18 protein-coding genes are annotated in these 10503 nt (G+C 33.9%); 16 read left to right on the top strand and 2 right to left on the bottom strand.

From position 1 onward, the window contains the following. The first annotated feature begins 490 nt into the window (after positions 1–490). From C6H25_RS08300 to C6H25_RS08275, 8 genes are read left to right on the top strand one after another with little or no spacing between them, the layout of a single operon-like run. Positions 491–697, top strand: a complete 207-nt coding sequence (locus tag C6H25_RS08300; protein ID WP_104748955.1) for a hypothetical protein — start codon at positions 491–493, stop codon at positions 695–697. 13 nt (positions 698–710) lie between these two features. Next, positions 711–908: a hypothetical protein gene (locus C6H25_RS08295; RefSeq protein WP_104748954.1), complete on the top strand. Its 198-nt coding sequence runs from the start codon at positions 711–713 to the stop codon at positions 906–908. Next, positions 905–1234, top strand: coding sequence for a phage holin family protein (locus C6H25_RS08290; RefSeq protein WP_104748953.1), 330 nt, complete (start codon positions 905–907; stop codon positions 1232–1234). Before C6H25_RS08295 ends, C6H25_RS08290 begins: the two co-directional genes overlap by 4 nt. A gap of 14 nt (positions 1235–1248) precedes the next feature. Next, positions 1249–2040 (top strand): hypothetical protein, encoded by a 792-nt coding sequence (locus C6H25_RS08285; protein ID WP_104748952.1) that lies wholly within the window; start codon positions 1249–1251, stop codon positions 2038–2040. After that, on the top strand, positions 2024–2218 hold the full coding sequence (locus tag C6H25_RS08685) for a hypothetical protein (RefSeq protein WP_158653914.1): 195 nt from the start codon (positions 2024–2026) through the stop codon (positions 2216–2218). The genes C6H25_RS08285 and C6H25_RS08685 overlap by 17 nt, the downstream gene beginning before the upstream one ends. Next, on the top strand, positions 2218–2361 hold the full coding sequence (locus C6H25_RS08680) for a hypothetical protein (protein WP_158653913.1): 144 nt from the start codon (positions 2218–2220) through the stop codon (positions 2359–2361). Before C6H25_RS08685 ends, C6H25_RS08680 begins: the two co-directional genes overlap by 1 nt. Before the next feature lie 12 nt (positions 2362–2373). Next, positions 2374–2970 carry a hypothetical protein gene (locus tag C6H25_RS08280; RefSeq protein ID WP_199768964.1) on the top strand — a complete coding sequence of 199 codons (597 nt, stop codon included), beginning with the start codon at positions 2374–2376 and terminating at the stop codon, positions 2968–2970. A gap of 4 nt (positions 2971–2974) precedes the next feature. Further along, positions 2975–3295, top strand: a complete 321-nt coding sequence (locus C6H25_RS08275; RefSeq protein ID WP_104748951.1) for a hypothetical protein — start codon at positions 2975–2977, stop codon at positions 3293–3295. Here the strand turns inward: C6H25_RS08275 and C6H25_RS08270 are convergent. Together C6H25_RS08270 and C6H25_RS08675 are read right to left on the bottom strand one after the other, a co-directional pair. Further along, entirely contained in the window at positions 3292–3618 is a 327-nt protein-coding gene (locus C6H25_RS08270) for an addiction module antidote protein (RefSeq protein ID WP_104748950.1), read from the bottom strand. The two genes, C6H25_RS08275 and C6H25_RS08270, sit on opposite strands and share 4 nt — an antisense overlap. Further along, a complete protein-coding gene (locus C6H25_RS08675; RefSeq protein WP_199768963.1) occupies positions 3611–3748 on the bottom strand; it encodes a hypothetical protein in 138 nt (45 codons plus the stop codon). Before C6H25_RS08675 ends, C6H25_RS08270 begins: the two co-directional genes overlap by 8 nt. A 106-nt stretch (positions 3749–3854) precedes the next feature. Here C6H25_RS08675 and C6H25_RS08265 point away from each other — a divergent pair, with 106 nt between their 5' ends. From C6H25_RS08265 to C6H25_RS08780, 8 genes are all read left to right on the top strand, one after another. Then, the gene (locus tag C6H25_RS08265) at positions 3855–4736 is read left to right on the top strand and encodes a hypothetical protein (protein ID WP_104748949.1); all 882 of its coding nucleotides are present in this window, start codon (positions 3855–3857) and stop codon (positions 4734–4736) included. Between the two features lie 14 nt (positions 4737–4750). Beyond that, entirely contained in the window at positions 4751–5581 is an 831-nt protein-coding gene (locus C6H25_RS08260; RefSeq protein ID WP_104748948.1) for a hypothetical protein, read from the top strand. After that, positions 5571–6347: a terminase gene (locus tag C6H25_RS08255; RefSeq protein WP_104748947.1), complete on the top strand. Its 777-nt coding sequence runs from the start codon at positions 5571–5573 to the stop codon at positions 6345–6347. Before C6H25_RS08260 ends, C6H25_RS08255 begins: the two co-directional genes overlap by 11 nt. Positions 6348–7291: 944 nt before the next feature. Next, positions 7292–8431, top strand: coding sequence for a site-specific integrase (locus C6H25_RS08250; RefSeq protein WP_104748946.1), 1140 nt, complete (start codon positions 7292–7294; stop codon positions 8429–8431). Then, a complete protein-coding gene (locus C6H25_RS08245) occupies positions 8428–8958 on the top strand; it encodes a hypothetical protein (RefSeq protein ID WP_104748945.1) in 531 nt (176 codons plus the stop codon). Before C6H25_RS08250 ends, C6H25_RS08245 begins: the two co-directional genes overlap by 4 nt. 146 nt (positions 8959–9104) lie before the next feature. Next, positions 9105–9980, top strand: a complete 876-nt coding sequence (locus tag C6H25_RS08240) for an HTH domain-containing protein (RefSeq protein ID WP_104748944.1) — start codon at positions 9105–9107, stop codon at positions 9978–9980. A gap of 9 nt (positions 9981–9989) precedes the next feature. Next, a complete protein-coding gene (locus C6H25_RS08235; RefSeq protein WP_233707366.1) occupies positions 9990–10268 on the top strand; it encodes a hypothetical protein in 279 nt (92 codons plus the stop codon). Next, positions 10250–10447, top strand: coding sequence for a hypothetical protein (locus C6H25_RS08780; protein WP_158653884.1), 198 nt, complete (start codon positions 10250–10252; stop codon positions 10445–10447). The genes C6H25_RS08235 and C6H25_RS08780 overlap by 19 nt, the downstream gene beginning before the upstream one ends. The last annotated feature ends 56 nt before the right edge of the window (positions 10448–10503 follow it).

Here is a 10503-nt window from a genome sequence, read left to right as displayed (position 1 = left end):
CCCCTAACAACGCTTTAAGAAGTTATCGCTTAACTTCGTTAAGCTCTCTTATTATTAGCTGGCTTGCTAAAGCAAGCTCTTTATTTTTAAGACTTAAAAGCATTTGTATTTTAAACTCTTTTTAAGAAAATTTAATCTATTATAACAATATGTTAAAATAAGCGTATAGCTATATACACTTTTAAATAATTTCTAAGGTTAAAAAAGTTATAATGCTCCTACCATTTAAGAGTAACTGCCATTACTTCTTAAATGAGTTCTTTATTTTACGAAAGGAGCTGAAAATGTTAAAAACGGCTATTATTGTAATGGTAATTGTCTTAGTCTTAGCTGAAAGACTTTACTAAAGACAAGCAAGGGAGTTTTTAAGCTCCCTTGTGATTAAGATAATAGCCTTAAATTCTTTTTAACAACTTCCTTAAATTCTAACCCTTAAAACGCTTTGAATTTTTAGGTTTAATGTTTTATTCCAATTAAAAGGATTAAAACGATGAAGTGGAAACTAAACCAACTACAAAATATCAAACAACGAAAAATTAGAATTAAAAGGCTTTTTAATAAAGACAAAAGAGAAGAAAAAGCTTTACAAGTCATTAGAGATTTAAAAAACACGCTTTTAATCGCTAAAAAACTTAGCAAAGAAGATGAAATCGCTTTAGCAAAATGTGAGCTTAGCTATTTAAGACAAGACTATTAAAAGGCTTTTGAAAATGCAAATTTACAATAAGTTTTTAATGGTTTGTCTCTTGCTTTTTAGCCTTTTGAATCTAGTTGAATTACTTCTAATATCTTACAGCGCGTATAAAATGGAAAAATTAGAAGATACGATGATAGAAAATCTTAATGAAGTCAAAACTATTATCAAACAGAGTAATGACCATCTGAAATGCGAGCAAGGGCTAAGATGAGCAAGCAAGATGTGGTTATTTTAGGTTTTGAAGTTTCTAGGATTATGCCTTATGTTTTTGTGGGGATTGTGGGGGCTCTTGTAGGGTGCTTGTATGTTTTAAAGGCTATGCGTAAAGAAGAGTTTAGAACTTTTGGGGAAAAGTTTGCCTATACCTTACAAGGCATAGGCTCTTCTATGCTTATAACTTGGATTAGTTATGAAATCACGGAGTATTTTTTCCATTTGCCTTCGTCTTTATGTGTAGCTATTAGTGGGGGTGTAGGGTATTTAGGGGCTGAGAGTATCAGCGTTTTAGCGTTAAAAATCATAGAAAAAAGAATTTAAGAAAGGATTTAAGAATGGATACGCCACGATTTATTAGAAATTTTATCACTTTTAAGGAAGCTTTAGAAAAGCAAAATTTTACCAATAAAGAATTAAACGCAATGAGCATGCAAGGGGCATTACAATGCGAGCAATTCGCTTTAACTGAAAGCGAGCAGAATCTAGCTAACGAGCAAGCAAGGGCTAAAATGCAATTAGAGTTTTTAGGCATGCAAAGCCAATTACAAGCCCAAAAAGCTAACACGCTTAATACTCTAATCCAATGCCAAAGTATGCTAAAAAGCTTAAAAGATAATGCAATGATAAACCGCGCTAATGCGTATGTAAGCTTACTACAAGTGCAAGCTAACGCCCCAAGTGGTGTAACGCCTGAAAATTTTAAGAATGTGTTTAATACCATTATGCAAATAGGCAGTGAGTATAACCAAGTCTCACACAATAGCGATAGCACGATAAGCTTTGAAAACAACGAAAAAGCCAACGAATTAAAAAGCGTTTTAAACGAGCTTAGTTTAGAATTAGAAAAACTAAACGAACAAAGCGATTTAAACCAGATTCAAGTATTTAGCGATAAATTAGAAGTTTTAGTGAATGCTCCTGTGAAATTATGGGGGTTTTCTACTCTCTCTAATGCAGAAGAAGGGTTTTATAATGAAGATGATGAACTTTTAGCTAGTGGTGGGGTGTGCTTGTTTAGAAGTGATAAAATAGGCAAGCATACCATAAGCTATAAAGCGAGCAATGAAAAAGAAAGTTTGATTAAAAAGATTACTATTAGTGTTATAAAAAATGCCCTTAATAGATAAAATCATTCTTATTCTAAAGGATAAAGAGATGTATAAGGATAATGAAGAGCTTGCCAAAGAATACATGCGACAACAAACTAAACGCACGCTTTTAAGAACTATAGCATTGGTGTTTTGCGTGGTGTTTGTCTCTAGTGTGCTAAGCTTAACAGCGGCGTATATTTTTAGGGGGTTTTAATGCTAAAAGATAATGAAAGACTTGCTAAAGAATATAAACAACACAAGAAAAAGCAAAATCGGCTTTGGCTTATAGCCTTTTTGTTTAGTTTCGTGTTTGCTTTAATTTGTGCGTGTTTTACAATGGCTTATATTTTATTTTAAGGAGATGAGAAAATGGCATATTATGAAAATATCACCGCAGGGCGTGGAGCAATAGATAGCTTTAATAACGCCTTAGCAAGACAAGGCGTAGCTAATGAAATGATGAATTTAAGCATGGGGCAGTTTGCCAACACTCTAGCGAATGCGGGAGCGATGTTTGATAACGCTAAATTGAGAGAAGAAGGGCTTAAATATCAAAAAATGCGAGACTTGTATAACGATAAGCAAAAAGAAAAAGCCTTTGACTTACAAGAGAAACAAGCGCTTTTAAGTATGGAGTTTGCCAAGAAAAACCAAGCGTTTAATGATTTACAAAAACCAGAGCTTTTGAAAGCGCAAAAACTAAGAAATCAGGCTATGGCTTTAGAAAACCAAAAACAAGCAAAAGAATTTAAATGGCTTGATAAAGTTTATTCACCTAAAAGCACGCCTTTAGCTCCTAAGAAAGAACCTGTTGCAAGCGTTTCAGCGCAAAGCCCTAATACTGAAGAGAAGAAAACAAGCTTGGAAGAGATGAAAAAGTTTGTTAATCCTATGTTTAAAACTGAAAAAAAACAAACAAGCTTAGAAGAGATGAAAAAGTTTGTAAATCCTATGTTTAGGGATTAAAAGCATGGGGTTTTTAGTAGGGTTTAATCTCTTTAAGGCTTTAGCTCCTTATGTGGTTATAGCCTCTTTAGGGCTTTATATTTTACATTTAAAAGAAAAACTTGCACAAGTCAAAGAGAGATTAAACTATACTCAAGAGCATGTCATTATGCAAAATGAAAGCATAGAAAAGCTAGAACTTCAAAGCCAAGAATACCAAAGCCTTAAGCCTTTAAACAACACTAAAATTAAAGAGAGATACCAAAAAATAATCCTAAAAGATAATAGTTGCGAAGAAAAACTACAAAGCTATGAAAGCTTATTGAATGCGTTTAAGAACCCTTAAGGGAGCTTGTTTAAAGGCTTTAAGGGGTTATGCGTTTTTGGCACAATAGAGATACTTAAATTTAAAGCGTCTAAAATAGCGATGATAGTTTCAAAGCGTGGTTTTTTATGCTTTTTAAGGGTTTTGTATAAGTTCTCTCTGTTTAAAGAACTCATTTGCGCCACTTTGGCAAAGCCGACTGAGCGCACGATAGATTCAAGGGCGTTTAAAAACTCTTGCGTGTTAAAATCGTTAGTAATTTCTTCTAAAAATGCGATGATGTCTTCTCTGTCTTTAAACAAGTTAGCGCTGTCAAAGTCGCTTAGCTCTATTTGATTATCCATTGTTAAACCCTTTTAAAAGCTCTCTTGCTTTTTGTATGTCTCTAGCTTGTGTATCTTTAATACCGCCTGCTAAGAGTAAAATCATTTCACTTCCTTTAAAAGTGAAGATTTTTGTTTGCTTGATTATCATTTTTAAATTGTAGCTAAATAACTACAATAGGCAAAATCTAACCCTTAAAATAGGATAAAATTTTTACTAAGCTTATTAAAATACCCTATATTAAAAGGATTTTTAAATGCGCTTATATGACAAAATGCAAGAGCTATTACAAAACAGCCAAGAGTTAAAAGCTAAGAATGATGAAATACTAGACTTAGCTAAACACGATTTAAGCGAGCTAGTCAAGCAAAAAAGCCAAGAGAATTTACAAGCTTTAAAACAAGATTTTAAGGGGCGTTTGGATAGTGAGTTTCTACAAATTCCTTTGTTAGTAAAAGAAAATACTAAGGAGCTTGTCAATAAAGATGATTTACAAGCAAGCGTTTTAAACGAGCTAATAAGCCAATTCAATAGACCTGAAATAACAAGCGAGCTTAAAAGAGAGCTAAAATTTGAGATAAAGCAAGAATTAGAGAGCTTACTAGAAAGCCAAGAATTACAAGCTGAATTAAAAAGCGTTCAAAGTGAGATACTAACTGATACGATACAAGAAAGCCAGAAGGCTTTAAAACAAAAGATTTTAAGCCTTTTAGAGAACCGCTTGCCTAGCATTACTGAAAGCGTGGTTAAAAACCTAGATTTTAGTTTTTTAAAAGCAGAACCTAAAGCCTTTTATAGCGTGATAAACGAGAATCTTAAGGAAATGTTTAAGAAAGAATTAGAAAGCGAGTATTTGCAAGGCTATATTAACAGCGTGGTTGATGAATATTTCAAAAAAGCTCAAAATTTAGAAAAGCTAAGAGAGACGGAACTAAAAGCGTTGCTTTATTTGCAGGTGGTGCTAGAAGCTAATAAGGTAAAATTACTCCAAGACGCTTTAATGCTAGAAAATCAAATCTTACAAGATGATTTAAAGATTCAAAATGAAATCGCTTACCAATTAAAGCGTAAAGAGCTTATAAAGGAAGGTAAGCTAGATAATGAAGTGTTTAAGCATTTTAGGTTTAAAGTCGTATAAGAAAGGATAAAAACATGAATGACAACAACGAAAAAACCCCAAGCGAACTTTTAGAAGAACAACTAAAAATGCAACAAAGCGAACAACCACAACAAGAAAGAGAGCCACAAGAACAAGAGCTAGAAAAACAAGCTGAAAGTAAAAGCGCGTTTTTGCCTACGGGATTAGAATATTTAGACAATAAGCTTAAAAATAAATCCTTGAGTATGTTTGATTACTATATGGCAAAGAAATACTTAGGCTTAGATTTAAATGTCAATCTACAAGGAAATCTAAATATAAAAAACGATACCACGCTTAAAAACCCGGCTAAACCTTTAGAGGCGATTAACGCTAATATGGATACTTTAGATAGCGCTATGCGGTTTTTAAAGAGTGCGGATACTAATGCGGGGATTGGCTATGGAGTCAATAAGTTTTTAAATAAGGTTAGTTTTGGAATTTTACCGATGACGCATGCTAAAAGCCAAATGCACATGGCAGAGAATAATTTAGAAACTAACTACGCTAAGACTTTAGCAGGGGGCAAACCGCCCGCTGTTTATGACAAAGAACAAGCAAAAGATATTATAGGCTCTAAGTTTAGGGGGCAAAACGAGCTAGGCTCTAAGATTAGCCAGCTAATGCAAAGCGTGGTAGAAAATAATCTTAATGTAGATAGTAGGCTATTAGCTTTAAATGGAATCAACCCTATAGAATTTAAGGCTAAAAACTTCGCTTATTACAATTTGTTTAAAACTATCAACAATAATAAGGGGCGATACGATAAAAAAACGCTAGAAAAGACTTATAATAAGGCTTATAGCCAATATTTACAAAACGAGTATTTAAAGAATGCAAAATAACAAGAAAGATAACAAAAGCTACTCAAACGAGTTTAAAGAAGAAGTTAAGAAGTATTATGAAACCAACTTTTCTTTAAGCCAAGACAAGATTTGTGAGCATTTTAAAATCAACCGCCGAACGCTTGCACGCTGGATAATTGATGGGGAATGGCGAAACGATGGCATTTTAAAAGAGATTAGAGCGATGTATGAAACGCATAACTTTAGCTTGAATGAACTTGCTAAAAAATATCAAATCAGCCCCAATGTCTTAAGGCGAGCTAAAGAGCGTGAGAAATGGAAAAAAGCTATCGTTATTAAACAAGTGGATGCGCATAAAATTCTAGGCGATAAGCTAACGGATAATAACATCGGCTTGTTTTTAGACACTAAGAAAAAAGAAATCAAGGATAGCTTAAAAGAGAGTATGGAGCATTTAGAGCTTGACCCTATCGTATTAGAAGCAATCACTGAGACAACAAGCGATGAATTGCTTTTAAAGGCGATGAACACCGCTTATATTAAAAAGCAAATTCTTTTTTGTGCCATTGTAGCAAGGGGGGAATTGATTAAGATGATTAAAAGAACTACGATACAAGGGAGCATAAAAGATAACGCCTCTATTATTGTAGCCGCTGAAAAGGTTAGTAAGCTTTTTATTGATGCGGGGGTTTCTTTGTTTGGTAAGGAGCAAATCCAAGTTGTAGAAAATACGCATACCAACGATTACAAAGAGATTAACACGCAAGAATTGATAGCTTTAGCTAATAGTGAAGATGTTAGCTAGGGTTTATTCTCTCTTGTGTTTATTGCTTTGTTTTAGTAAGCCCCTTGCTTTTTAGCTCTAAGGGGTGTTTTTTTTATCTATAGCACGCTTTTATAAACGCTTTTTTGTGTTTTAAACGCCTTTTTAGCTTATGTTTTAAACCTTCCTAACTTAAGCTCTTATGCTATGCCTACTCTATACAACCCCCTTAAACAAGAAAACATTTAAACACAAATAACTATTTTTATAAATCTATAATACACACGCCCCGCCCCTTTATTTTTCCAAAGAGAAAATAGACATTTTTACAAAACATACATTTTTACAAAAAGGTTTTAATCCTTTGCTTATTCATTGTAAAAGAAAAGGTTTTTTGTGGTGTTTGGGATTTTGCGATGATACTTGTTTTTCTCTGTTTTTTAAAGGATTTTTTGTTTTACAAAAAGCACTCAATCGGTGTGCTATAAGGGGCTATCAAAGCCTACGCAATAAAAGCGCTTGTATTTAATAAAAAATTAAATTTTATTGACAAAATAGCCAAAAAATGATTACAATTTGAGCGTTCTTTTTAAAATTTGTTGTTGATTTGAGACAAAAACAAGGTTTAAGGTCTTGTTTGTATAGATATGCAAGGTTTGTTTGGGGGCTTACTAACACCCCTAAACATGGGAGTTTTTAAAATATTGGCTTATTGCTTGCCCCCTAACCCCTAAAACCCCCACAAATACCCTACATTTTTTCTTACAAACCAACCAAAGCCAAGCCTATAAATTTTTTCATAAATGAGTGCTTGCGTGGCTTTTGAAAAAATCAAGCTTTTTTAGGAGCTTGAAACCCCAGCCTACCCCTATTGTCTTTGTCTCACATTTTCAAAACTAATTCTAAAAAATAAGAACGCCATATACCCAATAAAACCCAATAATTACATAAATTAGGGGGTTTTAAAGTGAAAGTTAGGAGTAAAAATGAGACATACTATCTATTTAAGAGACAAAACGCTTTATTTGAACTATACCAAAGAAAGCAAACGCTACAGAACGAGCTTAAACAAGCTTGTTAAATCGCTAGAGCTAGACCAAACAAGCGCTTTTGAATATTTGAAAACCAAGAGTTTAAAAGCGATTTTAAGAATGCTTGAAAATCTTAGCCCCCAAAATAAAGGGGACAAAGCCACAGCCAGAGCTAAAAAAGGGGGGCTTGAGCCGAACACCAAAAACACAAACCCCCTAGTTATTCTTAATGCCTTTGAGAGTTTTTTAAACCAAAAAATCGGTTTAAAAGAAACGAGCCTTTATAACACACGCTTAGTTTTTAATAGTGTTTTAAGGCTTTTAGGTTTAAAAGAGCAAGACAAGCTTTCTAAAATCACTAAAACCACGATTACAAACTACCACAAAAACGCCTTTAAAACGCACAAAAAGAACACCCTAAGAGCTTATAACGCCCTATTAAAAAGCTTTTTAGCTTTTTGTGAGACAGAAGGCTTTATTGAAAAAAGCCCTTATTTTTCTATCACGCTTAAAAACGCGCTAGAAAGTAAAGAGATAGAGCCTTTTAATTTAGAAGAAATCAAATCTATCTTAAAGCTTTGCCCAACGCTTAGATTAAAAGCCTTTTTAATGGTAGCCTTTTTTACAGGCATGCGCACCGGCGAAGAGCTGGCTTTAACTTGGGAAGATATAGATTTTCAAAATAAAAAAATCAATATTGACAAATCCCTAAACACCTTTGGAAAAATCACAAGCCCTAAAAATAAATCTAGCGTTAGAAAAGTGGATTTGTTAGAACCAGTAGCAGAGATTCTAAAAGAATTAAAAGCTAAAGAGCCTAAAAATAAAAAGCTCGTTTTTCTTAGCATGCCAAAAAGAACGCAAGAATTTCAAGACGCCTTCAAAAAGCTTTTAAAAGCTCTAAATCTTAAATACAGAAAGCTTTATACCACCCGCCACACCTTCGCAAGCCTTATGTTAAGCCAAGGCGAAGAGCCTATGTGGGTTTCTAAGATGATGGGGCATAAGGATTTAAACATCACTTATTCCACCTATAGCCATTTCATACCACAGCAAGAAAGAGAAAGAGCCGCATTTTTAAAGGGGGCGTTATGAAAAAACGAAACACAAGCCTAGAGCTATACCAATTTTTAAAGCAAACAAGCCAAAAAGCCCGTTCTAACAAAGTGAGCATTCTTCCTAAAAAAATTTGTGAAAGCCTTAAAATTTCAAACGGGCTATCTAAATGCTTAAGAGTTTTAGAAAAAAACGAGCTAATAGAGATTTTAAGCATCCCTAAAAAAGGGGTCAAAGAATCCGCTTACCTATTAAACATCAAAGAAGATTTAACCAAAAGGCATCATTTAGAGCCTATAGAGTTAAAAATTATCCATTCTTTAACCATAGATTTAAGCAATTCCACTAGCGCTAACGCACTCTCTAAAAGGCTTAAGTTGAGTTATGAAGAGATTTTAAAAGCCTTAGATAGCTTAGAAACTAAAAAGCTTTTAATGCAATGGGTAGTCAAAGATAAATACTACTACAAGGTTTGCTATTTAAACGAGCTAGGTAAAAAAGTAGCAAGCCATGTGAAGTGTTTCTACCAAACAGAGTTAAAAAACTTAGCTTTAAAGGGGGCTTGAATGATTTTCTATAACAAAGTAAAGCCAAGTTTTAAAAAGCCAAAAAAAAAGGCTTTTTTTAACTCGTTTTGACAAAACCGCTTTTTTTATCAACACCGCTTTAGCATTAAGCGTCTTATTTTTAATTTTGAAAGGATAGAAAACTAATGACTAACTACATCTACAAAGAGCCTTTAAAGGCTAATTATTCCATAACAAGCAACGATTTAGCCCAAGATAACAACATCAGCGGCATGGCATTAGCAACCTATGTCTATATCAAAAGCCAGCCTTCCAATTTCAAATTAAGCGCCTCTAAAATTGCAGAGCGTTTTAAAATCAGCGTTCAAACCGCATGGAAGTATATAAACGAGCTTGTGAGTTTAGGCGTTATAGAAGTAGAAAAAGCCAGAAATCAAAACGGCACTTTTAAGAATTTTTTGTTTTTTAAGCTTTTAAACTACGCCTCTAAAGCTATCAGCCACAAACGAAAAAATAGCGTTGTGGTAAACCCCCCAAAAATAGGGGTAAAAACCGCCACAAACCCCCAAGAATGTGAGCCTCAATCCACAAACGAAATTTTAAGCACTATAAAAAGAAAGAAAAATAAACATGAAAATATGCGTGCGTGCGAAAAAATTTCTAAACCTAACCACTCGCTTAAAAGCCCCATTAAAAATCTAAGCGCATTCAATCAGTTTAAGAATTTCATTAACTCTCTTTTAGGCAATTTAGACACCAAAGGCCTAGAGCCAACCGAAAAAGACGCCTTTGAGAAGTTTTTAAGCTACCGAAACGAAAAGCAAAAGCTTACCTATGCCAGCAAAAAGGCCTTACTAGAACAAGCCCTAGAGCTAAAAGCCCAAGGGCAAAACCTTGAATTATGCATAAACCAAAGCATAAGACGCAACTACAATGAAATCTATGCTTTAATGAGCTTTACTAAGCCAAACAAGACTACTAGCACCACGCATGAACTCTTGCAAGATGAAAACTTTGAGATTAAGCCAAACCCCGCATATGGCGGTTATTGCATTTTCTAAGGATTAGAAATGAAGCCCTTACACTACAAGCATAAGAACAAGAATTTTAAGGCCAAAGTGCAGACTAATAGCATTCTTTTAGAAGAAGGCATTTTAAGGATTTTAGAAATTATAAAAGACCTAGAGAATGCAAGCCGTAGCGTGATTTTAGAACGCATGCTAGTGTTTTATTTAGAGAGTTTAAAAGGAGAAAATGATGAAAGAGCATGGCAAAAATCAACAAGGATTTTTAAACGAGCTAATAAACGCCAAAAGCAAAAAAAATCCTTTTGCAAGAGCCAACCCTAAAAAAGCTTTTAACTCAAAAAAGAAAGCAAAAAACAACCATATCAAATATCGTTCGTTTAGCTTTTTTGAAGTCTATTAGAGAGTATCAAAAGACCGACTTAGTCATTTATGGCAGGCTCAAAGAGTTTGAGAGTTTTTTAGAGTTTTTGGAAAAAAGAGAAAACAAGGGAAAGAAATAATAAGAGCTTGTTTATCAAACAAGCGATAACAAGAAAAAAGAGCTTGCTTTAGCAAG

Origin of the sequence: Helicobacter cetorum (assembly GCF_900198405.1) — a bacterium.
GTDB lineage: Bacteria > Campylobacterota > Campylobacteria > Campylobacterales > Helicobacteraceae > Helicobacter > Helicobacter cetorum_C.
This window is presented reverse-complemented; position numbering and strand designations above follow the sequence as displayed.

Bases quoted from the DNA above. Each gene is read 5' to 3' on its own strand.
- C6H25_RS08240 (WP_104748944.1), top strand. From the start codon at position 9,105: ATGACTAACTACATCTACAAAGAGCCTTTAAAGGCTAATTATTCCATA.
- C6H25_RS08255 (WP_104748947.1), top strand. From the start codon at position 5,571: ATGCAAAATAACAAGAAAGATAACAAAAGCTACTCAAACGAGTTTAAA.
- C6H25_RS08265 (WP_104748949.1), top strand. From the start codon at position 3,855: ATGCGCTTATATGACAAAATGCAAGAGCTATTACAAAACAGCCAAGAG.
- C6H25_RS08295 (WP_104748954.1), top strand. From the start codon at position 711: ATGCAAATTTACAATAAGTTTTTAATGGTTTGTCTCTTGCTTTTTAGC.
- C6H25_RS08290 (WP_104748953.1), top strand. From the start codon at position 905: ATGAGCAAGCAAGATGTGGTTATTTTAGGTTTTGAAGTTTCTAGGATT.
- C6H25_RS08285 (WP_104748952.1), top strand. From the start codon at position 1,249: ATGGATACGCCACGATTTATTAGAAATTTTATCACTTTTAAGGAAGCT.
- C6H25_RS08235 (WP_233707366.1), top strand. From the start codon at position 9,990: ATGAAGCCCTTACACTACAAGCATAAGAACAAGAATTTTAAGGCCAAA.
- C6H25_RS08260 (WP_104748948.1), top strand. From the start codon at position 4,751: ATGAATGACAACAACGAAAAAACCCCAAGCGAACTTTTAGAAGAACAA.
- C6H25_RS08280 (WP_199768964.1), top strand. From the start codon at position 2,374: ATGGCATATTATGAAAATATCACCGCAGGGCGTGGAGCAATAGATAGC.
- C6H25_RS08250 (WP_104748946.1), top strand. From the start codon at position 7,292: ATGAGACATACTATCTATTTAAGAGACAAAACGCTTTATTTGAACTAT.
- C6H25_RS08245 (WP_104748945.1), top strand. From the start codon at position 8,428: ATGAAAAAACGAAACACAAGCCTAGAGCTATACCAATTTTTAAAGCAA.
- C6H25_RS08685 (WP_158653914.1), top strand. From the start codon at position 2,024: ATGCCCTTAATAGATAAAATCATTCTTATTCTAAAGGATAAAGAGATG.
- C6H25_RS08680 (WP_158653913.1), top strand. From the start codon at position 2,218: ATGCTAAAAGATAATGAAAGACTTGCTAAAGAATATAAACAACACAAG.
- C6H25_RS08270 (WP_104748950.1), bottom strand. From the start codon at position 3,618: ATGGATAATCAAATAGAGCTAAGCGACTTTGACAGCGCTAACTTGTTT.
- C6H25_RS08275 (WP_104748951.1), top strand. From the start codon at position 2,975: ATGGGGTTTTTAGTAGGGTTTAATCTCTTTAAGGCTTTAGCTCCTTAT.
- C6H25_RS08300 (WP_104748955.1), top strand. From the start codon at position 491: ATGAAGTGGAAACTAAACCAACTACAAAATATCAAACAACGAAAAATT.
- C6H25_RS08675 (WP_199768963.1), bottom strand. From the start codon at position 3,748: ATGATAATCAAGCAAACAAAAATCTTCACTTTTAAAGGAAGTGAAATG.